Here is a 22,225-nt window from a genome sequence, read left to right on the forward strand (position 1 = left end):
AAAGCCATCGCTAATCCCTGATGACGGCGCAGGGTTGGCGGGCAACAGACGGGGGTAGCGCAGCATGCGCCGTGCGCCGATTTGCCTGCCATGACAGGCGGGAGGCCCCGACGCGGGTGAATCTTTGAAAGCCACCGTGGACCAGGGCGACCGAAGCCGCTTGGCGTTGCGGGATGTCGGCGAACTGGCCGGGATTCAGTATCTGCGTGGCGTCGCCGCGATCATGGTGCTCATCTATCATGTTCCCGTACAGCTCGGCCGGATGGGCTATGCCGGGCCTTGGCCGGCAGGATTGTCGGGCGGCGTCGACATCTTCTACGTCATCAGCGGATTCATCATGTGGGTGACCACGATAGGGCGTCCGCAGGATACGCCACTGACCTTCTGGCGCCGCCGCATCCTCCGCATCGTCCCGCTCTACTGGGCCGTCACTGGCTTCGTCATCGCGGTAATGCTGGTCTCGCCTGGCCTGCTACAATCCTCGCGCTTCGATCCTGCCCATGTCGCGGCATCCTTCCTGTTCATCGGCTACGGCCACCCGCTCACGCATATGGTCGAGCCGGTGGTCATCCCCGGCTGGACGCTCAATCACGAGATGTTCTTCTATCTGCTGTTCGGACTGTTCCTGCTGGCGCCGACCTCATGGCGTTTCGCAGGCATGATCTCGACGCTGGCGCTGCTGGTACTGCTCGGCTCGATCAGCGGCCAGGCGCCCGACAGCGTCGGTGGCTTCTACACATCGGGCATGCTGCTCGAGTTCGGACTGGGTATCGCGATCGGCGTGATCGCGACCCGGGGCGAGGGACTGGCGCGGCTATCCTCCGCCACCGGTTGGACGATGCTGACCATCGGCGCCGCGGGCGTCATGCTGCTGCCGCAAACCGTCGCCATCCCACGCCTGCTCGCCAGCGGCGTGCCATCGGCGTTGCTGCTGGCGGGCCTCCTCGTGGTCGAAATGCATCACGGGCTGTTTCGATCGGCGCTGCTGCATGGACTGGGCGACGCCTCCTATTCGATCTACCTGTCGCACATGATCACGCTTTCGGCGACGAGCCAGCTATGGCGCGCGCTTGGCCTCGCCACGGACCTGTGGGCGCTGGCGCTATACACGCTGCTGTCGATTGCAGTCAGCGTGTTAGCGGGCTGCCTGCTGTATCTGTTCGTCGAAAAACCATTATCGCGGCGCCTTCACCGGCGGCCGGGATCACGTGCCAAACTGGCAACCGCCTGAGGATCGATGACAACAGCCGAAATGAGCCCTATCACCGCCGTCATGCCAGCCGATATCGCAGTGATCCTGCCTTGCTACAACGAAGAGGCCGCGATCGGCACAACGATCGCCAGCTTCAGGGCGGCGTTGCCTGACGCGCGGATCTACGTCTTCGACAACAACAGCAAGGACCGCACCGTCGAGGTCGCCCGGGCGGCGGGGGCTATCGTCCGCACGGAGCGGATGCAGGGAAAGGGCAACGTCGTCCGGCGCATGTTCTCCGATGTCGAGGCCGACATCTACGTGATGGCCGATGGCGACGCGACCTATGACGCATCGGCAGCGCCGGGGATGATCCGGATGATGCTCGACGAGCGCCTCGACATGGTGGTGGGCGCACGGCGATCCGAGGTCGAGGCCGCGTATCGCCGCGGCCACCGCTTCGGGAATGCGATGCTGACTGGCCTTCTGGCGCGGCTGTTCGGGCGGACTTTTTCTGACATATTATCAGGTTATAGAGTCTTTTCGCGACGGTTCGTGAAGAGCTTCCCGGTGCTGTCGGCCGGCTTCGAAATCGAGACCGAGATCAGCATCCACGCACTGGAACTGCAGATGCCGGTCGGCGAACTCGTCACGCATTATGGCGCCCGGCCGGAGGGTTCGACCTCCAAATTGTCGACCTATCGCGATGGCTGGCGGATCCTGTCGACCATCGGCACGCTGTTCCGGATCGAGAAGCCGGTGTTGTTCTTCGGCGCGATCGGGGGGCTGCTGGCGCTGCTCGCGGTCATCCTCGCGATACCGCTGGGTATCACCTATCTGCAGACCGGACTGGTGCCGCGGCTGCCGACGGCCTTGCTGGCTACCGGCCTGATCATCCTGGCCGTGCTCAATTTCTTCTGCGGCCTGATCCTGGCGACGGTGGTGCGCGGACGGCGCGAGGTGCGGCGGCTTGCCTATCTGAGTTTTGCGGCGCCCGGTGGTCAGGATCGCGACAAGGGTAGCACAACCGCCTGATCCTCGATCGTCCCGGTCCATGCCCGGATATTATAGCAGCGGCTCAGATGCTCGGCGGTCAGCACCATCGATGACGGACCATCCGCGATCAGCCGGCCTTCGTGAATCAGGATCAGCCGGTCGCAGTAGCGCGCTGCCATCGCCAGGTCATGGAGCACCGCGATCACCAGCGCCCCGCCGGCAGCCTCAGCCTTCAGAAGCTCCATCATCTGCAACTGATGGCCTGGATCGAGCGCGGCGAGCGGCTCGTCGGCGATAAGCGCGGGCGCCTCGACGGCAAGCGCTCGCGCAATCAGCGCGCGGGCGCGCTCGCCGCCCGACAATTCGGTTACCACGCGATCGCGTAGCCCGACGATTTCGGCGCGCTCCATCGCGCGCTCCACCGCCGCCCGGTCTTCGCTGCCGATTGCCGAGAACGGCGCCAGGTGCGGCAGCCGGCCTAGCGACACCAGCCGCTCCACGGTCAGCGGCCAGTGGACCATCTGCCCTTGCGGCAGATAGGCGATGCGACGCGCCAGCCGCGCGCGAGGCACGCGCTGCACGTCCAATCCGTCGAGCAGTACCTGTCCTGCAGAGGGCGGTATCAAGCCGGTGATCGCACGTGCCAGCGTCGATTTGCCCGCACCGTTGGGCCCGATCACCCCCACCAACGCACCGGGTTCGATCCGGGCATCGATGCCGTGGAGTACGGTGCGCTTGCCAAGCGCCACCTGCAGCGCCGAAATGGCCAGACTCACCATAGCCGTCGCTCGCGGACCAGGTGATAGAGGAACACCGGAACGCCGAGCAGCGCGGTCAGCACGCCGAGGCGGAGTTCGCTGTCCGTCGGGATCAGCCGGACAGCGATATCGGCCGCGCTGAGCAGCGCCGCTCCGCCAAGTGCGGAGGGGAGCAGCAGCGCCGATGGCGAACGATCGCCAAGCGGCCGTAGCAGATGGGGCACAATCAGCCCGACGAAGCCGATCGCCCCCGATACCGCCACCGCTCCGCCGACGCCGATCGCGATGCCGCCAAGGATCCGCCAGCGCAGGGCTCGCAAGTCTACGCCGAGGGTCTGCGCCGCGTCCTCGCCAAGGGTGAGCGCGTCGAGCGCCCGGCCGTTCCACAGCAACAACACCGCGCCGATGGCGATGCACGGCAGTGCGAGCCAGAGGTGCGCGAAGGAGCGATCCTCCAGCGAGCCCATCAGCCAACTCATGATCTCCATCGCTGCGAACGGGTTCGGAGCGAGGTTCAGCGCAAGGCTGATTCCGGCCCCGGCCAGCGTGCCGACCGCTATGCCGGCCAGGATCAGCGACAGCGGGCTCTCGGCACGGCCGGCGAGCAGCATCAGCGGCGCCAGTCCGATCAGCGCGCCGCCGATGGCCAGCAGCGGCAGGCTCAGCGGATGGGTCTGGGTCAGCCCGAAATAGAGCGCAACCACGGCGCCGAGCGCGGCCGCATTGGAGGTGCCCAGCACGGAGGGCTCGGCCAGCGGATTGCGGAGATAGCCCTGGAGCACTGCACCACCGAGCCCGAGCATCGCTCCCACCAATAGCCCCAGCAACGCGCGCGGCAGGCGCAGTTCCAGCAGCACCGCGCGCAGCATAGGATCGCCGCTGCCGGAGAATATCTCGATGATCTCGCGGGAGCCGAAGCGGGTCGGGCCGGTTAGCAGCGATCCGATGCCAAGCAGCATCGCCGCCAGCGCGAGGATGGCGATCAGCAACATACGTCGGATAGGGGTGCTGATGGTCATCGCGCTTGCTTGACCCTAGCGGCCCAATCTTCGATTGAGAAGGCGATGCGGTTCCGAAATCATCGCTGGTTCCTGTTGGCCGGAGCGCTGCTCTGCGCGATGCCCGCCGCGGCGGCCGCTCCCAAACGAATCGTCTCGCTGAGCCTGTGCGCCGATCAGTATCTCCTCGCGCTTGCCGATCCTTCGCAGATCGTCGCGCTCAATCGCTTCTCGCACGATCCAACAATGTCGTGGGGCGTGGCGAAGGCGCGCCGCTTCGCGGCAATCCGCGGCAGCGCCGAGGAGATGCTGACGCTGAAGCCCGATCTGGTGTTTACGTCAGGTTTCGGCACGCCGGCGGCGCTGGCAGTACTTAGAAGCCATAAGGTCAAGATGATCGACCTGCCGCGGAACGATCGTTTCGAGAGCATCGAAAGCACCACGAGGATGGTCGCCGCGGCGATCGGCCACCCGCAGCGCGGCGAGGCGCTGATCGCGTCGATGCGCGGCCGTCTGGCGAAGCTGGGCAATCCGCCGGGCAGGGGCCGGATCGCGGCTTATTATCAGCGCCGTGGCTTTCTGACCGGGCAGGGCACGCTGATCGACGAGATGATGCGCCGCGTCGGGCTCGTGAACCTTTCCTCGCAGCTGAACCGGCCCATGCTGTCTTATTTGTCGATCGAGGAGATGGCGATGGCCCGGCCCGACTTCCTCATCGTCGACAATGGTGGGCGCGTGACCGACAAGGGTACGGAGATGCTCGAGCATCCCCTACTGTCGCGGGCGATCCCGAAAGCACGGCGGATCGATATCCCCGAGGCGCTGACGACCTGCGGCGGGCCATCCTATCCGGATGCGATCGACAGGCTGGTGGCGGCGATCAGGCGGGCGGATGGAACTGGTTACAGCGTCTCGCCGTCCTTGCCGCGATATTTGAGTTCCAGATAGCGTCCCTGCGTCGCGAGCTTGTCGAGATCGCCGCTCGCCAGCTGCTCGGTCATCCGCACAAGCTGCTCGTCGACGACCCGCAGGCCTTCGACAAGCTGCTTGTCGGGCGAGCTGCCGTTGCGGTCGGCGCGACGCATCGCTTCGGGCACGCGCCGGTAGCCGTCGATCAGCTCCGGCAGCTCTTCTGCCATCAGCTTGCGCAGTTCATAGGCTGCGGGCCCACGGGCATCGAGCGTCGCAAGCTGCGGGCCGATTGCCTCGAGCTTGATGCCGATCTCGTCCGCAAGCCGTTGCGCCGGGGCGGGGAGGGCGGGCCGCTGGGCTTCGAGCCAGCGCTCGGTCTGCGAGGGCAGCAGCGGCAGATCGCTCTTTGCAATCTGCTCGGGGGTAGGCTCGGCCGCCTGCGGCCAGCCCAGGATACCGAAGAAGACGATCGCCATCGCCACGAGCATCAGAAAGAAGCCGCCGATCCCTAGCGGAGTGATGAAGGTACCAATGAGCCCGGCGGCGAGCATCACGCCAAGCAACGCGAAGAACGCATATTTCAATCGCCGGAAAAAGCCGGCCACGCGCCGCCGATGTGCCTTGATCTGCCGAGGAGAAGCGCGCGCGCGGACTCGTTCGAGGATTTCCTCGGCGCGTTCGATGGTGCCGCGGCTGTCGACCATAGCCTTCTATTCCAGCGCCCGGAACGGTTCGGCCTGGCCTTGCGCCGCGCCTTCGGCCCGCGCGATATAGCCACGCGACTTCTCGACCTCCGTCGTTAACGTGCCGACGGTCTGCTTCATCGAAGACAGCGCTTCGATCTTGAAGCGATCGATCGCGTCCATCGTGTCGTAGATGTTCTGGAACGCGCGCTGGAGAGTTTCGACCGGAATGGTCGAGGCGGCGGCCTGCTTGTGGATCTCGCCGGTCTGGTTCTTGAGCATTTCCCCGGTGGAATCGATCATGTTCGCGGTGGTGGTGTTGAGCGCGGTGATCTGATCGAGCACCAGCCTCTGATTGGTCAACGCCTGCGCCACGGTTACTGCCGTGCGTAGCGCGGCGACGGTGGTGGTCGAGGCGCGGTCCACGCCCTTGACCAGTTCGACATTGTTCTTCTTGACCAGATCGAGCGCCAGATAGCCCTGGACCGTCACCGCCATCTGGGTCAGCAGGTCCTGGCTGCGCTGGCGGACGTAGAAAAGCGCGGTCTCGCGGATCGCCTTCGCCTTCTCCGGGTCGCTGCTGTCGAGTTCGAGTGCCGTGGCCTCGAGCCGCTCGTCCAGCGTCTTCGACAGATGGATCATCTGTTCGAGCCGGCCCATCGCCGCCCACAAATTCTGCCGTTCGACATCGATGGCGGCATTGTCCTTGATCAGCTCGTCCTTGCCCGACGCCAGGCTGCGCAGGATGGAGGAGATATGGCTTTGCGCCGACTTATAACTATCGAAATAGTCGCGCATCCGGTTGCCGAACGGGAAGATGCCGAACAGCTTCTTACGGGTGAACAGGTCGCCCTTGCTGCCAGGATCCAGGTCCTCGATCGTGCGCCGTAGCTGGGCGAGATCCGCGCCGACGCCTGTATCGGCGTCCATCGCCCGCACCGGGCGGTCGAGGAAGCGGTTTGACTGGCCCGCCGCTTCGGCAATCTCGCGCCGGCCCATGTTGCTGATCGAGTCGACGCGCTTTCCGAATTCGGGGCTGTTCACGTCCTGCGCCACCAGTTCTTCGACGAAGCTGTCGACCTTCTCATCGAGCTGGCTGCGCTGCTCGTCCTTGAGAGGGACGAGACCAGCGGCCTTCTCCGGGGCGAGCACCTTGACCGGTGCCGGCGCCTGCAGGACGAGATCAGGTTCTTCGGTCATCGTCGTGCTGGCCATTGCCGGCATCTCCCTATGTTTTACGAGGCGGAAGATGGCGGCAAGAGGTGCATTATTCAAGCGATACGGTCTGCAGCGCGCTCCGGCAGGCTCGCGCCACTTGCTAAAAACGCAACGATTGCAAAATTTGCATCCACCGTTGTTGCATGAGCAGTTGTCGAATCACACGCTGCACCGCAGAAGGAACGGGCCTTTCAGGCATCCTCTCCTAACAACTAAAGGGTCGGTTCCAACGAACCGGCCCCTTTTTTTGTCTGCCGCTATTCATATCGCACTTGCGAGATGGACGCCGCCGCATAGTCGCTCCGGTTCCGCCCCTTGTTGCGTTGCGCCAATTCAGCTATGCGGCCGGCAAATTACCTCCAGTCAGGATCATCAGAATCATGAGCCTCCGCAACGTGGCGATCATTGCGCACGTCGATCATGGCAAGACCACGCTCGTCGATCAGCTATTCCGTCAGTCGGGCACCTTCCGCGACAACCAGCGCATCGAAGAACGCGCGATGGATTCGAACGATCTCGAGAAGGAGCGCGGGATCACCATTCTGGCCAAGTGCACTTCGGTCGAGTGGGAAGGTACCCGTATCAACATCGTCGATACGCCCGGCCACGCCGATTTCGGCGGCGAGGTCGAGCGCATCCTGTCGATGGTGGACGGCGTGATCCTGCTGGTCGATTCGTCCGAAGGCGCGATGCCGCAGACCAAGTTCGTGACCGGCAAGGCGCTGGCGCTGGGCCTGCGTCCGATCGTCGTCGTCAACAAGATCGACCGGCCCGACGAGCGGACCCAGGAAGTGCTGGACGAGGTGTTCGACCTGTTCGTCTCACTCGACGCCACCGACGAGCAGCTCGACTTCCCGGTGCTGTTCGCGAGCGGCCGCAATGGTTATGCCAGCGAGAACCCGCAGGCGCGCGAGGGCACCCTCAAGCCGCTGTTCCAGAAGATCGTCGACCATGTGCCCGCGCCGGCCGCCGATCCGGATGGGCCCTTCAAGTTCCTGGTGACCCTGCTCGACCGCGACAACTTTCTCGGCCGGATTCTCACCGGCCTGGTCTTCTCGGGTTCGGTGAAGACCAACCAGGCGATTCACGCGCTCGATCCGGACGGCAAGGTCGTCGAAACCGGTCGCGCCTCCAAGATCATGGCGTTTCGTGGCTTGGAGCGGGTCCCGGTCGAAGAGGCCAATGCCGGCGACATCATCTCGATTGCCGGCCTTACCGTTGCGACGGTGGCGAACACCATTGCCGATCCCACGGTTTCCGAGCCGCTGCACGCGCAGCCGATCGATCCGCCGACGCTGTCGATGCGCTTCGCCGTCAACGACAGCCCTATGGCTGGTCGCGAAGGCACCAAGGTAACGAGCCGGATGATCCGCGATCGCCTGTTCCGGGAAGCCGAATCGAACGTCGCGATCAAGGTGACCGAGAGCGCCGACAAGGACAGCTACGAAGTTGCCGGCCGCGGCGAGCTCCAACTCGGCGTGCTGATCGAGACGATGCGCCGCGAGGGTTTCGAGCTCGGTATTTCGCGCCCGCGCGTGCTGTTCCGCGAGAATGAGCAGGGCGGCAAGGAAGAGCCCTATGAGACCGTCGTCATCGACGTGGACGAGGAATATTCGGGCACCGTTGTCGAGAAGATGGCGATCCGCAAGGCCGAGTTGCTCGATATGCGCCCCTCGGGTGGCGGCAAGACCCGCATCACCTTCTCGGCGCCGTCGCGGGGCCTGATCGGCTATCATGGCGAGTTCCTGTCGGACACCCGCGGCACCGGCATCATGAACCGGCTGTTCGAGAAATATGGCCCCCACAAGGGCAATATCGAAGGCCGCAAGAACGGCGTGCTGATCTCGAACGGCGCTGGCGAGGCGAACAGCTATGCGCTTGGTCCGCTCGAAGAGCGCGGCATATTGTTCGTGGCGCATGGCGAGGCCCTCTATGAGGGCATGATCATCGGTGAGAACGCCAAGAATGACGATCTCGAAGTCAATCCCATGAAGGCGAAGCAGCTCACCAACTTCCGCGCCTCGGGCGGCAAGGACGATGCGATCCGGCTGACGCCGCCGAAGCGGATGACGCTGGAACAGGCGATCGCCTATGTCGACGACGACGAACTGGTCGAAGTGACGCCAAAGTCGATCCGGCTGCGCAAGCGCCACCTCGACCCGCACGAGCGCAAGCGCGCGAGCCGGGCGAAGCAGGCGGCTTAAGGCATAAAATGGGGTGCCGGAGTGATCCGGCGCCCCATTTCTTTTGTCCCGATGCCATCACAAGGGCGTCAGTCGAACAGCTCCTCGAGGAACGACTTCTTTCGCCTATATTTGTAGCGGTCGTCATGGCCGTAATGCTGCTGCGGTGTCGGCGCATAGCTTTGCCCGCGCGGCGGTGGCGGAGCCGCTTCTGCGGCCGTTCGTTCGATGATCTTGTCGAGTTCGCCGCGATCCAGCCAGACGCCGCGGCACTGCGGACAATAGTCGATTTCGACATTCTGGCGTTCGCTCATCGTCAGCGGCACTGCGCAGACGGGACAGTTCATATTCGGATGGGTCATGTTCACGTCTCCCTCGAAAGCGCCCGGCGCGTGAGGAAGAACGGACCCCGTGGCACCGAGCATTGCTCGATGCGGTCCGACATCACGATCCGCAGGGATCGCCAGAGGGGCCCGGCCCGCAACGGTAAGATAGGTCTGAAGCTTGGGCGGGCAAGGGCTTTCAAGCTCCAGCGCAGTCGAGACCTTTACTTAAGGCCGTCATTCCCGCGAAAGCGGGAAATCCACGGGAACGGGACGCTACATGGTGGATGTTCCGCCATCCATGGATTCCCGCCTTCGCGGGAATGACGAGTTGAGAGGCTTCGCTCATCGGCGCAGATCTCGCCTCCGCGGATGGGCGTTACACCCTGAATTGCAGTTCAGCTCGGCAGATCGCTCTTGCCCATCAGGTGGAGGTCGACTGCGCGCGCGCATTGCCGGCCTTCGCGGATTGCCCATACGACCAGGCTCTGACCGCGGCGCATGTCGCCGCAGGTGAAGATGGCGTCCTTGCTCGTCGCATAGCCGCTGGTATCTGCCTTCACATTGCCGCGCGCATCGAGTTCGACTCCTGCTTGCTCGATCAGGCCCGCTATGTTGGGGCCGACGAAGCCCATCGCCAGCAACACCAGGTCGGCCTTGAGCGTAAACTCGCTGCCTGGGATTTCCTGCATCTGGCCATCGACCCATTCCACGCGGACGCATTCGAGCGCGGTCAGCTGGCCGTTGGTTCCAACGGCGCGCTTCGTCACCACCGACCAATCGCGCTCACAGCCTTCTTCATGGCTCGATGAGGTGCGCAGCCTTAGCGGCCAATGCGGCCATGAGAGTGCCTTTGCCTCCTTCTCGGGCGGCCGCGGCATGATCTCGAGCTGGGTGACCGACGCGGCACCGTGGCGGTTGGAGGTGCCGACGCAATCCGATCCGGTGTCGCCGCCGCCGATCACGACGACATGCTTGCCGGTCGCGGTCAGGGTGCCGCGCGGGGCGGCGCGGAGTTCCTCGTCTCCGGCGTTGCGCTTGTTCTGCTGGGTCAGGAACTCCATCGCATAACGGACCCCCGGCAACTCGAAGCCAGGAATCTCCAGCGGGCGCGGCTTTTCCGCGCCGCCAGACAGCACCACCGCATCGAAATTTTCACGGAGCGAGTCGATGGAAACCTGCACGCCGACTTCGGTGCTGGTGCGGAAGGTAATGCCTTCGGCCTCCATCTGCACCAGGCGGCGGTTGATGAGGTGCTTTTCCATCTTGAAATCGGGGATGCCGTAGCGGAGCAGGCCGCCCATCCGGTCGTTCTTCTCGAAAAGGGTGACACTATGACCAACCCGGGCGAGTTGCTGGGCGCAGGCCATGCCAGCCGGGCCCGAACCGACCACGGCCACCGACTTGCCGGTCTTGTGCGCCGGCGGCTGCGGCGCGATCCAGCCTTCTTCCCATCCGCGGTCGACGATCGCGCACTCGATCGACTTGATCGCGACCGGCGTGTCCTGGATGTTCAGCGTGCAGGCGGCTTCGCAAGGCGCAGGACAGATGCGGCCGGTGAACTCAGGAAAATTATTCGTGGAATGAAGTACTTCGAGTGCATTCTTCCAATCGGACTCATAGACCAGATGGTTCCAGTCCGGGATGATGTTGTTCACCGGACAGCCGGTATGGCAGAAGGGGATGCCGCAGTTCATGCAGCGCGCCGCCTGGTCCCGCAGCTCCTTGTCCGGCATCGGCAGGACGAATTCGTTCCAGGTCTTCAGCCGCTCCGCAGGCTTCAGATAGCTGCGCTCCTTGCGCTCGATCTCGAGAAATCCGGTTGCCTTGCCCATCGTTATTCTCCGGTCATTCCGCAGCGATATTGGCGGCAGCGAGGCGCTCGGCCTCCAGCTGCTGCAGCGCGCGGCGATAGTCTCGCGGCATTACCTTCACGAAACGGGTGAGGGTGGTCTGCCAGTCGTCGAGGAGGGCGCGCGCCTGGGCGCTCCCGGTGTGCAGATGATGCCGCTCGAGCAGGATGCGCAGCCGCTCGGCATCGTGGCGAAGCATGTCACCCATGCCATAGTCCTGGACGTTCGAAGGGCGTTGCTGCGGCCGGCCCGTTCCTTCGTCGCCGTCGGACGTGCCGCTGATCGGATCGACGTCGACCATCGCCGGGTTGCAGCGGTCGCGGAAACGGCCGTCGGCATCATAGACATAGGCGATGCCGCCCGACATGCCGGCCGCGAAGTTGCGCCCGGTCTGGCCGAGCACGGCGACCACCCCGCCGGTCATATATTCGCAGCCATGGTCGCCGGTGCCCTCGACGACCGCGATTGCGCCCGAGTTGCGGACGGCGAAGCGCTCGCCTGCCACGCCCTGGAAATAGGCTTCACCGGCAATGGCGCCGTACAACACCGTATTGCCGACGATGATGTTCTCGAGCGGATTGCGGCTGACCTGGCCGGGCTGGCGCACGACGACGCGACCGCCCGACAGGCCCTTGCCGACATAATCGTTGCCGTCGCCGGTCAGTTCGAGCGTCACGCCATGCGCAAGGAAGGCGCCGAAGCTCTGGCCGGCGACACCGATCAGGCGCACGGTGATGCTGTTCTCCGGGAGGCCGGCATGGCCGTAGCGCCGCGCCACTTCGCCCGACAGCATCGCGCCGACGGTCCGATTGACGTTCAGCACCGGCCGCTCGATCACGACATGCTCGCCGCGCTCCAGCGCCGGCGCCGCAGCGGCGATCAGGTCGTTGTCGAGTGCGCCGTCGAGGCCATGATCCTGGAACTTCGAGTGATGCAGGCTATTGCCCATCGCCGGCGTGGCCTGGTGCAGCAAGCGGCTGAGATCGATGCCGTGCGCCTTCCAATGGTCGAGCGCGTGGCGGGTTTCGAGCCGATCGACCCGGCCGATCATCTCCTGGATGGTACGGAAGCCCATCTCGGCCATGATCGCCCGCAGTTCCTCGGCGACGAAGAAGAAATAGTTGATGACATGCTCGGGCTGGCCGGTGAAGCGGGCGCGCAGCACCGGATCCTGCGTGGCGACGCCGACCGGGCAGGTGTTGAGATGGCATTTGCGCATCATGATGCAGCCGGCTGCGATCAGCGGCGCGGTCGCGAAGCCGAACTCGTCGGCGCCAAGCAGCGCACCGATTGCCACGTCGCGGCCGGTGCGGATGCCGCCGTCGACCTGCACCGCGATGCGGCTGCGCAGGCCATTGAGCAGCAAGGTCTGCTGGGTTTCGGCCAGGCCGATTTCCCAAGGGCTGCCGGCATGGGTCAGCGAAGTGAGCGGCGAGGCGCCGGTGCCGCCTTCATAGCCGGAGATCGTCACATGGTCGGCGCGCGCCTTCGAGACGCCGGCGGCGACCGTACCGACGCCGACTTCGGAGACGAGCTTCACCGAGATCCGGGCGCGCGTGTTGACGTTCTTGAGGTCATGGATCAGCTGCGCCAGATCCTCGATCGAATAGATGTCGTGGTGCGGCGGGGGCGATATGAGCCCGACGCCGGGGGTCGAGTGGCGCACCTTGGCGATGTTCTTGTCGACCTTGTCGCCCGGCAGCTGGCCGCCTTCGCCTGGCTTGGCGCCCTGTGCCATCTTTATCTGGATGTCATCGGCGTTGACCAGATATTCGGCGGTGACGCCGAACCGGCCCGAGGCGACCTGCTTGATCGCCGAGCGCATCGAATCGCCGTTGGGCAGCGGCACGAAGCGGTCCGGTTCCTCGCCGCCTTCGCCAGTGTTGGAACGGCCGCCGATGCGGTTCATCGCCACCGCCAGCGTGGTGTGCGCCTCGCGTGAGATCGAGCCGAAGCTCATCGCGCCCGTGGCGAAGCGCTTGACGATTTCCGACGCCGGCTCGACTTCGCTGATATCGATCGGGCGATCGGCGGGCTTCAGCCTCATCAGGCCGCGGATCGTCAGCAGCCGCTCGCTCTGCTCATTGATCGAGCGGGCGAACTCGGCATAACGATCCTGGCTGTTGCCGCGCACGGCATGCTGGAGCGAGGCTACGTTTTCCGGCGTCCAGGCATGGTCCTCACCGCGGACGCGATAGCCATAGACGCCACCAACATCGAGCATGTTGCGATAGATCGGATTGTCGCCATAGGCGGTGGCGTGGCGGCGGACGGTTTCCACGGCGACCTCGGCAAGGCCGATGCCCTCGATCGTCGTCGCGGTGCCCGTGAAATAACGTTCGACGAACGACGAGGACAATCCGATCGCGTCAAAGATCTGAGCGCCGCAATAGCTCTGATAGGTCGAGATGCCCATCTTCGACATGACTTTGAGGATGCCCTTGCCGACAGCCTTGATATAGTTCTTCCGAACCTCGGAGCTGGACAGCGGCAGCGCCTGTCGAACGCGAATCTCTTCCAGCGTGTCGAAGGCGAGATACGGGTTCACCGCCTCCGCGCCATAGCCGGCGAGGACGCAGAAATGGTGGACTTCGCGCGCTTCACCGCTCTCGACGACCAAGCCGGTCTGCATGCGCAGGCCCTGCTTGACGAGATGATGGTGGACGGCCGCAGTCGCCAGCAGCGACGGCATCGCAATGCGGTGCGCATCCTGCGCGCGATCGGACAGGATCAGGATATTCTTGTCGGCCAGGACGGCTTCGGTGGCCGCCCAGCACATTTCCTTGATCGCAGCCGCAAGGCCGGCGGCGCCGGCTGCAGCCTCCCAGGTGATATCGATCGTCTGAGTGCGGAAAGCGCCGTCGAGCTGGGCCTCGGCCGAGCGGATCTTGGCGAGGTCGGCGTTGGTGAGGATCGGCTGATCGACCTCAAGACGCTTGTGGGTACCGGCCTGGCGGCCCAGCAGGTTCGGACGTGGGCCGATCATCGACACCAGCGACATGACCAGTTCCTCGCGGATCGGATCAATCGGCGGGTTGGTGACCTGCGCGAAGTTCTGCTTGAAATAATCGTAGAGCAGCCGCGACTTGCTCGAGAGCACCGCGATCGGCGTGTCGGTCCCCATCGATCCGATCGGGTCCTCGCCGTTGCGGGCCATCGGCTCGAGGAACTTGGCGATGTCCTCCTGGGTGTAGCCGAACGCCTGCTGGCGATCGAGCAGGGTCTGCGGATCATTGGGCAGGGCGGGGGCCTCCGCCGTTTCCAGCGCCTCGAGATCCTTCAGCTTGTACTGCGCCGCCTCCAGCCATTTGGCATAGGGCTTGGCGCTGGCAAGGCTGGCCTTGATCTCCTCATCTTCGATGATCCGGCCCTGCTCCATATCGATCAGCAGCATCTTGCCCGGCTGCAGCCGCCATTTGCGGACGATATTCTCCTCGGCAATCGGCAGCACGCCCGACTCCGATGCCATCACCACATGATCGTCGTCGGTGACGCAGAACCGCGCAGGGCGCAGACCGTTGCGATCGAGCGTGGCGCCGATCTGGCGGCCGTCGGTGAAGGCAACTGCGGCGGGGCCGTCCCATGGCTCCATCAGAGCGGCATGATATTCGTAGAAGGCCTTGCGCGCGGGATCCATCATCGGATTGCCCGCCCAGGCTTCCGGGATGAGCATCATCACGGCATGGGCGAGCGAATAGCCGCCGGCGACGAGCAGATCTAGCGCATTGTCGAGGCAGGCGGTGTCCGATTGGCCGTGCGGGATGATTGGCCACATCTTGTCGAGATCGGCGCCGAGCAGCTCCGATTCCATGGTGCGGCGGCGCGCATTCATCCAATTGACGTTGCCGCGCACCGTATTGATCTCGCCGTTGTGGGCGATGAAGCGATAGGGGTGCGCCAGCTTCCAGCTGGGGAAGGTATTGGTCGAAAAACGCTGGTGGACCAGTGCGATCGCCGAGGTGGTTAGCGGATCGCCCAGGTCGCGGTAGAAGCTGCCGACCTGGCCTGCCAGCAGCAGCCCCTTGTAGACGAGTGTGCGGCTCGAAAAGGACGGCATATAGAATTCGGCGAGGCCGGGAAGTCCGTGCGCCGCTTCGAGTTCGGCGAGCGGATTCTGGGTCTGCTTGCGGATGACGAGCAGCTTGCGCTCGAAAGCATCCTGGTCGGCGCAGTCCGGGCCGCGGCCGATGATGGCTTGCCGGATCACCGGCATCTCGTCGAGAACGGCCTGGCCGAGGCCCGTGGTGTCGACGGGCACGTCGCGCCAGCCGATCAGGCTTTGGCCTTCCTTGACAATCAGATTCTCGAAATGAGCGATGCCGAATTCGCGCGCGGAATCATTTTGCGGCAGGAAGCACATCGCCACCGCGTAATCGCCGACGGGTGGGAGGGTGAGGCCGGCGCCGGCCGCCCAGTCGCGCAGCAGCGCATCAGGGATCTGGATCAGGATGCCAGCGCCGTCGCCGAGCAGCGGATCGGCGCCTACGGCACCGCGATGGTCGATCTTGAGAAGGATCTCGAGGCCGCGCTGTACGACCGTGTTGGACTTGGCGCCACGGATGTTGGCAATGAACCCGACGCCGCACGCGTCATGTTCATTGCGGAAGTCGTACAAACCCTGGTTCGGCGGATAGGTCATCCCGCGATCAAGCTCCCCGTCGACCCGTACCGGCGGGCCTTCGCGGGGGTGCTATACATATCTAGCTCGCCGAGTGAAGCCCACAAAACAGCGTTGCCCGGCAAGCCGGGCTTTAAGCAAGAATATTGCCGTCGGCGGCATGGCTCATGGTGGAGAGGCGCCGACGCTTTTCGACATCGCGGTACCGGCGAGGAGGCGCGCGGTTTCGATCGGAGCGGCGAAGGATGTTCCGGTTCCCAGCACCGCCTGACCGCTAGCTAGGTTGGTCGGTACGTCGACGCCGCGCTGCCAGGCATAGCGGTAGCGCTGCCCGGCCTGCTCGTCAGGGCGATTGCTGCTCGGCCAGGGGCGTCCAGTCATATCGAGCGCTCCAACCAGCACTGCCTTGGGATATCCGGCCAGCGCCATGGGGAGATTGCCAGGATGGTTCTGCCCGTCATTGCCCGCTGCCAATATCACCGGGATGCCCCTTGCGGCTGCCTTGGCGATAGCGGCCACGATCTCCTCGTCATTGGCCAGGGCGAGCGAGATGTTGATGGCGTCGACGCCAAGTGCGGCCGCTTGCTCGATGGCTGCGGCTACGGGCTGCGGCGAGGACTGGCATGGAGGATTGCGCCCGAGCGGACAACCGGAAGGATCGTCGATGCGGAACGAGATCATCCTGACCTCACGGTTCAGTTCGCGCGCCAGGATCGTCGCGACCATCGTGCCGTGATCGTAACGAGGGCGGAATGAGGGCCGGGCAATGGCAGATGCAAGATCATATTCGGCAATGACGAGATCGCGCAATTCCGGGGTGCGAGCGACGCCGCTATCGATGACCGCCACGAGCGGGATGGCTGTTGCGGCGGTGCTGGGTGAGGCGATGGAGATCAGGCAGGCGATGGTAAGCAGGATTGATTTGAAGCGCATGGTCCTACGGCACCGGTCACGACCGGCGAAAGAGGCGGCGAGCGCCGCCGTTGAGAGAAATGCCTGCCCGCGAAGGCCGGCGAGCGGAATTAGCTCCCGGCTGGCAGCCAAAAAGCCCCTGAACGAGCCCGCCGAAGGAACCCTCAATCGAGGGGCACGTTTTGGCGCGCCCCAGTTAAGTCATTGGAGAATATACTATGTTTAGGCCCCTCGCAACAGTAAGCGCTGTCGCTCTCCTCGCGGTCGGCGCCGTTGCCTACGCGCAGAGCACAAGCTCTTCATCGACCGGCAGCGGCGGCACCGGAACGACCGCCTCAACCACTGGCACATCGAGCTCCGGCACTGGAAGTTCTACCGGCAGCGGCGGCTCGATGGGCACGTCGGGTGACATTTCCACTGGCGGAGGCACCTCCAGCGGCATGGCTACCGGCACAGGAACGACGTCCGGCAGCGGAACCACCGCGGATACTACTGGGACGACCGGTACTAGCGGCAGTGCAGGCGCAACCGGTTCCGGTACCTATGGCAGCGCAGGCAGCACCTCTCCGTCCTATGGCGGGGCCAGCACTGGCACGGGCACGACTGGCTCCGGAACCTATGCGGGCTCGGGCACTGGAACCACCTCCTCCCGCAGCATGAGCTCTGGGTCGGGAACGAGCGGAGCCGGCAGCTATGGCGGCACCACTGGCTCCGGCAGCTACGCGCAGGCTGGAGAACGTGGCTGATCCTGTGATCGGCATCTCGGCCTCTATATGATGCGCTATGTCGCTCTACCGACGGCGAAGTCGCTTGGCTTCGCCGTCGGCATTGCACTGATGGCCACCGGCTTGCCGGGCTGCTCCCATCCGGCGGGATGGCAAGCTGCATCGGGAAGCGATATTGGTCGCGCGCTGCGGGCGACGCTGCGCAGATCCGGACTTCCGCCGCAGGTCCAAGCCTTTTACGCCGAGCTGGGCTACCAGCCCATCTGGGTGAAAAATGGCGCATTGCTGCCGCGGACGCATGAACTGATCGCGCTGCTGCGCTCCGCCGACGGCGAAGGACTTGAGCCGCAACGTTATCTTGCGCAGCTTCGCCTGCCGGCCACCGAAATCTTGGACAAGCGGGCATCGGCGATTGCGGAACTGTCTTTTTCGCGAGCACTCGCGACCTATCTGCAGGACCTGGTGGATCCACCGTCCGGAACGATCTTCTTCGTTGACGATCATGTGCCACGGCGGCGGATCGATCTGGGCGCTATTTTCGCATCGATTCCCCGGGAAACGTCGCTCCGGCATTCACTCGCAGCGATCGATTCGCCTCACCCATTCTACCAGGCTTTGCGTGCTGCACTCGTCGCCTACCGGAACGGTGAGCCCAGGCTAAAGCTCGCGGCGGCGAAGGTAGGAGGCGCTGATGTGGAAAAAACCCTGCTCCTCAATATGCACAGGACGCGCGCACTGCCTTCCCTGCATAGCCGCTATCTGGTGGTGGATACCGCGGCGGCGCGGCTTCTGATGATGGAGGATGGCAAGGTCAGCGACAGGATGCGCGTGATCATCGGCAAGGCCGATCAGCAGACGCCCGATATGGCGGCCCAGCTCAGCTTCGTCATGCTCAACCCCTATTGGAACGTCCCGCCGGATCTGGCCGCCAAGCGCGCGAGAAGGGTATTGGAAGAGGGAGCCGCATTCCTGAAAACCGAGCGTCTCGAGATGTTGTCGGGGTGGAGCGATGATGCCCGTATCCTTGAGCCCAACGAGGTGGGTTGGGCGGCTGTCGCCGCCGGGAAGCAGAAACTGCGCATGCGGCAGCTGCCGGGACCGCAAAACATGATGGGCAAGATCAAGTTCATGATGCCGAATCCGCTCGGCATCTACCTCCACGATACGCCCCACAAGGATCTCTTCGCCGGCGCCGACCGACGGCTTAGCTCCGGCTGCGTCAGGCTCCAGGATCCGGATCGCCTCGCCCGCTGGTTGTTCGGAAGCGGCGTGCCCCGTGCCGGGTCCGGTCGCGAGCGGCGGGTCGACCTGCCGGCGCCGGTGCCGGTCTATATCCTTTACCTGACGGCGATGCCGGATCGTGGTGGCGTAACTTTCCGCCGGGACATCTATGAACGCGACAGCGCCTCCCCGGTGAGGCTGACGTCCATCGCGTCGGGGCCTTCCTCCTAACCCGCAGAGGTCAGCCCGATCGCACCATCCGCTCTACCGTGAGCAGCATTTTCCTATCCGGCTTCCTGCTTGCTCCATCGGAACCGCGGAAACTGGTCGCGGGTTTAGCGGGCAAGGAGGAATTTCGCATGATGACGCCACGCGAGCCCGCAGACATCGAACCAAACAACGAACAGCGCGATGAGGGCCAGGCACAGGACGTCGCGTCGGATGCGCTCGACATCGCACATATCGCGGTCGAGGATAGCGAGCGCGGCGGCCCGTCCAATCCCGCCTCACTCATCCCGGAGGATGTCCCCGACCTTGTGGAAAAGATGAACGAGATGGTCACCAGCGGGCGCCTCGACTTCGATGCCTTTGCCGGCGAGCCCATCCACGATGATGAAGAGGGCTCATTTGGTTCCACGGAACTGGAGGATGATGACGAGTGAGCGCGTGCACGGCTCCTGGAGCGGTCCGCTTACGAGAAACAGTCGTCGGAGGTTGTTGGACCCGCGATGATTTGACACATTAAAGCTACCCGTGGACGGGCAGCGGTGCCCGCGCTCGTCCACGGAAGCATTGCGGTGTCAGAATGCCAGGATCAGACCTGCCATCGGCCGGATGCTATCGAAATCATAGGTGTCGGCATGGAAGCGAAGGCGCGGCCCCGCCTCGCCGAGGACGCCACCCAGGCCGATGTCAGACGGGCCTACCTCTACGCCAAGCCCATACATCCAGTCATTATGGTCGGCGAAGCCGCGACGGCCGTTGACCCATTGATATCCTGCCGAGGCATAGATCATCCCGCTCTGGCCTGCACGCGCGCCTACCCGGCCCCGAACGCCATATTCCCAATCGATATCCTTGAAGCCCTTGGCCGCATTACCCTCGGCACCCACGAAGATCGGCCCAAAAGGCACGTTCACGCCGGCTACCCCTTCGATCAGCGCACCGTCCATCTTGCCGCGGTTGCCGTTGGTACCAAACTCGCTGCGGCGGTCGAAATTATGATAGCCGCCCATCACGCCGACATATGGCTCGAAACTCACCGCTGGCTCGCTGCGGTCCGGCGAAGTCTCGGTCGGCGCCTGTGCAAAGCCGGCATGGCTCATCGATGCCGCAAGCGCGGCCAGTATAAGTGGAAGTCGCATGGAGCTTCTCCGTTCCCTGACGTGGATGTTGCGCCGCGCCATTGCGCTGGCGAGACGGAAAACCATCGCGCCGGAAGCCGGTTTCGATCAGACAAAACTAGCTTTTATCCGTGATATATCCGCAACAACATGGGTAAGTCGAAAGCGCGCGCTATGGTTCCTTGCGCGCTGCGGCCTTACGCGCGCCGCTTTGATTATCGACCTTCTTCTCGCCCAGCTGGCCGGAGCCATAATAGTTAATCTCGGTCTGGCCACCATGACCCATGAAGTCGGCTGGAGAGTTTTTGGGTTTCTTGCCGCGATGCGCATTCGGATAAGCGCCGCCGCCGCTCTCGCCTTGCGGCGCCTTTCCGGATACCCCCTCGCTGACGCCATCGGCATGGCGTTTGGGGCTGCCTTGTCCGTCAGCCTGGATCGGCTGCTTGCCCGTCATAAATACCTCCATGAGTTCGAACGATTCAACGGTACTGCGCCGAGCCGGTTCCGATCGATTCCGAGCCTGGAGGCAAGATCACTCTGATCCAAGTTTAATGAATGGCCGACCACGAGAAGAAAGGAGATTTCAGCAAAACGACAAGGAGGATGTCGGCAACCGGAAACAGGATGACGGCAAGGCAACCGCCCGCCGCCTTGGCAACCAGAATGCGGCGCATGGCGGAGACCGAGGGTCTCGATCATCACCATCTTCTTCGGGGATCACGGGGTGGGCGTCACACGGTTTCCAGCTGCGTGAACATCACGCTCATGATCTCGCGGACGGTAGCTTCGGTGCCGCCGTCCCAGCGGATCTGGGCGAGCCGTTGCCCGGTTTCGTCTCCGACGGGCAGCACCAGACGCCCACCGGGCTTGAGCTGGCGGATTAGCGCTTCGGGGATTTCACGCGCCGCGGCGCTGACCAATATGGCATCGAACGGAGCCGCATCCGCCCAGCCGCGCGTTCCGTCGCCGACCCGAAGGCTGACATTGGCATAGTCGAGCTGCTGCAGGAGCGATGCCGCCGCGGCGATGAATTCCTCCACCACATCGACGCTCCAGACCTCTTCGGCCAGTTCGGCGAGCAGAGCGGTCTGGTAGCCCAGTCCAGTGCCCACTTCGAGCACCCTCGAGGCTGGGGTGAGTTCGAGCATGTCGACCATCAGTGCCGACATGAAGGGTTGTGAGATCGTCTTGTCGAAGCCGATCGGCAGCGGACGGTCCTGATAGGCCATGAGGGCGAACTGAAGCGGCACGAAACGGTGACGGGGGATCTTGAGCAGGGCGGCGCGCACCTGCGGGGCAGGGCGCGGATGTCCGATCTCTTCGCTCATCAGGTCATATTCGATCTCGATCACCTCGACCATATGGCGGCGAAGGACGGACAGATGCTCCTCGGTCAACTGCTTCATGCGGATGATGCCTCTGCTGTCTCTCCAGAAACGCACGATGGGAGCGGTCGCCGGCCAGCATCCGCAATATGCGCCTTCGGCTCGACACGATCCAATACCGGTGTGGCGAAAGCGCATGGCGGCTCGAACATGGATGAGGCCGCAACCCCGTGTTTACGGCCAAATGTTTACCGCCAACCTTCAGCGGAATCGTACAGGAGAATCAGATCGCCGGAAAGCCGCCCGACTCTGCCGACGCCGCGCTGCCACTGATCACCATCGGGGCTTTTTCCTGGCTTTCGTCCGTTGCGGATCGGTCGCTTGCGACGCGCGTTGTCCCGCGATGAAAGCAATTCGCGCCGCGCTGGCGATCGCTGCCTTTACCTCCGTGTCCTCGGCGCGCGCGGACCAACTGTGGATAGGCGCATATCAGCACGATGTTACCATGTCCGAGACCCGGTTCGAAACCGGGCAGGACATCAAGGCCGGATGGATCGGGGATCCCATCCAGTCGTTCCGGTCGATCGGCCGGCCGGCGCCGCACCTGCTGGTCTCGAAAAGCTTGAACGGCGGGACCAACTATGTTGCCGCAGGACTCAACTGGACCTTCGGAACCCGGCTTTATGTTCGGCCCGGCGTCGGCCTTTCGGTTAACGATGGGCCATCGCGGGCCTATCGCGAGGGGCGGCGGGTCGATCTTGGTTCACCCGTCACGTTCGAACCGGAACTGGCGCTGGGCTGGCGGGCCGGCGGGCGCGTGTCGCTCGAGGCGTCGTGGGTCCATCTCAGCCACGCGACGATTTTCAGCAGGCAAAATCGTGGCATAGACAGCTTGGGTGTCCGCGCTTTGCTGGCGCTGCCATGATCAGGCACAACCGGCGGTTGTTCCGGCAACGTTTTACCCC

Annotated in this window: 20 protein-coding genes; 8 read left to right on the top strand and 12 right to left on the bottom strand. The window is 64.0% G+C overall.

The genetic code is table 11. The features are described from left to right. Window positions 1-136 precede the first annotated feature (136 nt). Both AAC645_RS01370 and AAC645_RS01375 read left to right on the top strand, forming a co-directional pair. The gene (locus AAC645_RS01370; RefSeq protein ID WP_340313267.1) at window positions 137-1,231 is read left to right on the top strand and encodes an acyltransferase family protein; all 1,095 of its coding nucleotides are present in this window, start codon (window positions 137-139) and stop codon (window positions 1,229-1,231) included. Between the two features lie 6 nt (window positions 1,232-1,237). Next, a complete protein-coding gene (locus AAC645_RS01375) occupies window positions 1,238-2,227 on the top strand; it encodes a glycosyltransferase family 2 protein (protein WP_340313268.1) in 990 nt (329 codons plus the stop codon). On the opposite strand, the gene AAC645_RS01380 is transcribed toward AAC645_RS01375, so the two are convergent. Together AAC645_RS01380 and AAC645_RS01385 are read right to left on the bottom strand one after the other, a co-directional pair. Continuing rightward, window positions 2,194-2,967, bottom strand: coding sequence for an ABC transporter ATP-binding protein (locus AAC645_RS01380; protein WP_340313269.1), 774 nt, complete (start codon window positions 2,965-2,967; stop codon window positions 2,194-2,196). The genes AAC645_RS01375 and AAC645_RS01380 overlap by 34 nt on opposite strands. Beyond that, window positions 2,961-3,965 carry a FecCD family ABC transporter permease gene (locus AAC645_RS01385; RefSeq protein WP_340313270.1) on the bottom strand — a complete coding sequence of 335 codons (1,005 nt, stop codon included), beginning with the start codon at window positions 3,963-3,965 and terminating at the stop codon, window positions 2,961-2,963. Before AAC645_RS01385 ends, AAC645_RS01380 begins: the two co-directional genes overlap by 7 nt. 45 nt (window positions 3,966-4,010) lie before the next feature. On the opposite strand from AAC645_RS01385, the gene AAC645_RS01390 reads away from it, so the two are divergent. Next, the gene (locus tag AAC645_RS01390) at window positions 4,011-4,892 is read left to right on the top strand and encodes an ABC transporter substrate-binding protein (RefSeq protein WP_340313272.1); all 882 of its coding nucleotides are present in this window, start codon (window positions 4,011-4,013) and stop codon (window positions 4,890-4,892) included. On the opposite strand, the gene AAC645_RS01395 is transcribed toward AAC645_RS01390, so the two are convergent. Further along, on the bottom strand, window positions 4,847-5,560 hold the full coding sequence (locus AAC645_RS01395; protein ID WP_340313274.1) for a hypothetical protein: 714 nt from the start codon (window positions 5,558-5,560) through the stop codon (window positions 4,847-4,849). The genes AAC645_RS01390 and AAC645_RS01395 overlap by 46 nt on opposite strands. Before the next feature lie 6 nt (window positions 5,561-5,566). Then, window positions 5,567-6,754: a toxic anion resistance protein gene (locus tag AAC645_RS01400; protein WP_340313276.1), complete on the bottom strand. Its 1,188-nt coding sequence runs from the start codon at window positions 6,752-6,754 to the stop codon at window positions 5,567-5,569. A gap of 383 nt (window positions 6,755-7,137) precedes the next feature. On the opposite strand from AAC645_RS01400, the gene typA reads away from it, so the two are divergent. Continuing rightward, window positions 7,138-8,961: a translational GTPase TypA gene (gene typA, locus AAC645_RS01405; protein WP_340313278.1), complete on the top strand. Its 1,824-nt coding sequence runs from the start codon at window positions 7,138-7,140 to the stop codon at window positions 8,959-8,961. A 68-nt stretch (window positions 8,962-9,029) separates the two neighbouring features. Here typA and AAC645_RS01410 read toward each other — a convergent pair whose 3' ends face one another. The 5 genes from AAC645_RS01410 to AAC645_RS01430 form a co-directional block, all read right to left on the bottom strand. Next, entirely contained in the window at window positions 9,030-9,302 is a 273-nt protein-coding gene (locus AAC645_RS01410; RefSeq protein ID WP_340313280.1) for a TFIIB-type zinc ribbon-containing protein, read from the bottom strand. A gap of 359 nt (window positions 9,303-9,661) precedes the next feature. Beyond that, window positions 9,662-11,098, bottom strand: a complete 1,437-nt coding sequence (locus AAC645_RS01415) for a glutamate synthase subunit beta (protein ID WP_340313281.1) — start codon at window positions 11,096-11,098, stop codon at window positions 9,662-9,664. A 13-nt stretch (window positions 11,099-11,111) separates the two neighbouring features. Next, complete coding sequence (gltB, locus tag AAC645_RS01420; protein WP_340313282.1) at window positions 11,112-15,755, bottom strand: glutamate synthase large subunit; 4,644 nt, start codon at window positions 15,753-15,755, stop codon at window positions 11,112-11,114. Window positions 15,756-15,899: 144 nt separating this feature from the next. After that, a complete protein-coding gene (locus AAC645_RS01425; protein WP_340313283.1) occupies window positions 15,900-16,667 on the bottom strand; it encodes a S8/S53 family peptidase in 768 nt (255 codons plus the stop codon). Between the two features lie 256 nt (window positions 16,668-16,923). Then, on the bottom strand, window positions 16,924-17,127 hold the full coding sequence (locus tag AAC645_RS01430; RefSeq protein WP_340313284.1) for a hypothetical protein: 204 nt from the start codon (window positions 17,125-17,127) through the stop codon (window positions 16,924-16,926). A 292-nt stretch (window positions 17,128-17,419) separates the two neighbouring features. Between AAC645_RS01430 and AAC645_RS01435 the strand changes: the two genes are divergently transcribed. After that, the gene (locus AAC645_RS01435) at window positions 17,420-18,823 is read left to right on the top strand and encodes a L,D-transpeptidase scaffold domain-containing protein (RefSeq protein ID WP_340313286.1); all 1,404 of its coding nucleotides are present in this window, start codon (window positions 17,420-17,422) and stop codon (window positions 18,821-18,823) included. 128 nt (window positions 18,824-18,951) lie between these two features. After that, entirely contained in the window at window positions 18,952-19,254 is a 303-nt protein-coding gene (locus AAC645_RS01440; RefSeq protein ID WP_340313287.1) for a hypothetical protein, read from the top strand. 138 nt (window positions 19,255-19,392) lie between these two features. Here the strand turns inward: AAC645_RS01440 and AAC645_RS01445 are convergent, their stop codons facing one another. Further along, entirely contained in the window at window positions 19,393-19,956 is a 564-nt protein-coding gene (locus tag AAC645_RS01445) for an opacity protein (RefSeq protein WP_340313288.1), read from the bottom strand. On the opposite strand from AAC645_RS01445, the gene AAC645_RS01450 reads away from it, so the two are divergent. Next, window positions 19,955-20,476 carry a hypothetical protein gene (locus AAC645_RS01450; protein ID WP_340313289.1) on the top strand — a complete coding sequence of 174 codons (522 nt, stop codon included), beginning with the start codon at window positions 19,955-19,957 and terminating at the stop codon, window positions 20,474-20,476. The two genes, AAC645_RS01445 and AAC645_RS01450, sit on opposite strands and share 2 nt — an antisense overlap. 7 nt (window positions 20,477-20,483) lie before the next feature. On the opposite strand, the gene AAC645_RS01455 is transcribed toward AAC645_RS01450, so the two are convergent. Both AAC645_RS01455 and AAC645_RS01460 read right to left on the bottom strand, forming a co-directional pair. Then, on the bottom strand, window positions 20,484-20,609 hold the full coding sequence (locus AAC645_RS01455; RefSeq protein ID WP_340313290.1) for a hypothetical protein: 126 nt from the start codon (window positions 20,607-20,609) through the stop codon (window positions 20,484-20,486). A 57-nt stretch (window positions 20,610-20,666) separates the two neighbouring features. Then, window positions 20,667-21,341, bottom strand: a complete 675-nt coding sequence (locus AAC645_RS01460) for a protein-L-isoaspartate(D-aspartate) O-methyltransferase (RefSeq protein WP_340313291.1) — start codon at window positions 21,339-21,341, stop codon at window positions 20,667-20,669. 424 nt (window positions 21,342-21,765) lie between these two features. On the opposite strand from AAC645_RS01460, the gene AAC645_RS01465 reads away from it, so the two are divergent. Next, on the top strand, window positions 21,766-22,185 hold the full coding sequence (locus AAC645_RS01465) for an acyloxyacyl hydrolase (protein WP_340313292.1): 420 nt from the start codon (window positions 21,766-21,768) through the stop codon (window positions 22,183-22,185). The last annotated feature ends 40 nt before the right edge of the window (window positions 22,186-22,225 follow it).

The sequence above is a fragment of the Rhizorhabdus argentea genome (assembly GCF_037861105.1).
GTDB lineage: Bacteria > Pseudomonadota > Alphaproteobacteria > Sphingomonadales > Sphingomonadaceae > Rhizorhabdus > Rhizorhabdus argentea.

Excerpts from the sequence above, each read along its gene's own strand:
- AAC645_RS01460 (WP_340313291.1), bottom strand. The coding sequence starts at position 21,341 with ATGAAGCAGTTGACCGAGGAGCATCTGTCCGTCCTTCGCCGCCATATG.
- AAC645_RS01440 (WP_340313287.1), top strand. The coding sequence starts at position 18,952 with ATGATGACGCCACGCGAGCCCGCAGACATCGAACCAAACAACGAACAG.
- AAC645_RS01375 (WP_340313268.1), top strand. The coding sequence starts at position 1,238 with ATGACAACAGCCGAAATGAGCCCTATCACCGCCGTCATGCCAGCCGAT.
- AAC645_RS01445 (WP_340313288.1), bottom strand. The coding sequence starts at position 19,956 with ATGCGACTTCCACTTATACTGGCCGCGCTTGCGGCATCGATGAGCCAT.
- AAC645_RS01395 (WP_340313274.1), bottom strand. The coding sequence starts at position 5,560 with ATGGTCGACAGCCGCGGCACCATCGAACGCGCCGAGGAAATCCTCGAA.
- AAC645_RS01400 (WP_340313276.1), bottom strand. The coding sequence starts at position 6,754 with ATGGCCAGCACGACGATGACCGAAGAACCTGATCTCGTCCTGCAGGCG.
- AAC645_RS01385 (WP_340313270.1), bottom strand. The coding sequence starts at position 3,965 with ATGACCATCAGCACCCCTATCCGACGTATGTTGCTGATCGCCATCCTC.
- AAC645_RS01380 (WP_340313269.1), bottom strand. The coding sequence starts at position 2,967 with ATGGTGAGTCTGGCCATTTCGGCGCTGCAGGTGGCGCTTGGCAAGCGC.
- AAC645_RS01455 (WP_340313290.1), bottom strand. The coding sequence starts at position 20,609 with ATGCGCCGCATTCTGGTTGCCAAGGCGGCGGGCGGTTGCCTTGCCGTC.
- AAC645_RS01465 (WP_340313292.1), top strand. The coding sequence starts at position 21,766 with ATGTCCGAGACCCGGTTCGAAACCGGGCAGGACATCAAGGCCGGATGG.
- gltB (WP_340313282.1), bottom strand. The coding sequence starts at position 15,755 with ATGACCTATCCGCCGAACCAGGGTTTGTACGACTTCCGCAATGAACAT.
- AAC645_RS01415 (WP_340313281.1), bottom strand. The coding sequence starts at position 11,098 with ATGGGCAAGGCAACCGGATTTCTCGAGATCGAGCGCAAGGAGCGCAGC.
- AAC645_RS01450 (WP_340313289.1), top strand. The coding sequence starts at position 19,955 with ATGGAGCTTCTCCGTTCCCTGACGTGGATGTTGCGCCGCGCCATTGCG.
- AAC645_RS01425 (WP_340313283.1), bottom strand. The coding sequence starts at position 16,667 with ATGCGCTTCAAATCAATCCTGCTTACCATCGCCTGCCTGATCTCCATC.
- AAC645_RS01435 (WP_340313286.1), top strand. The coding sequence starts at position 17,420 with ATGATGCGCTATGTCGCTCTACCGACGGCGAAGTCGCTTGGCTTCGCC.
- typA (WP_340313278.1), top strand. The coding sequence starts at position 7,138 with ATGAGCCTCCGCAACGTGGCGATCATTGCGCACGTCGATCATGGCAAG.
- AAC645_RS01390 (WP_340313272.1), top strand. The coding sequence starts at position 4,011 with ATGCGGTTCCGAAATCATCGCTGGTTCCTGTTGGCCGGAGCGCTGCTC.
- AAC645_RS01410 (WP_340313280.1), bottom strand. The coding sequence starts at position 9,302 with ATGACCCATCCGAATATGAACTGTCCCGTCTGCGCAGTGCCGCTGACG.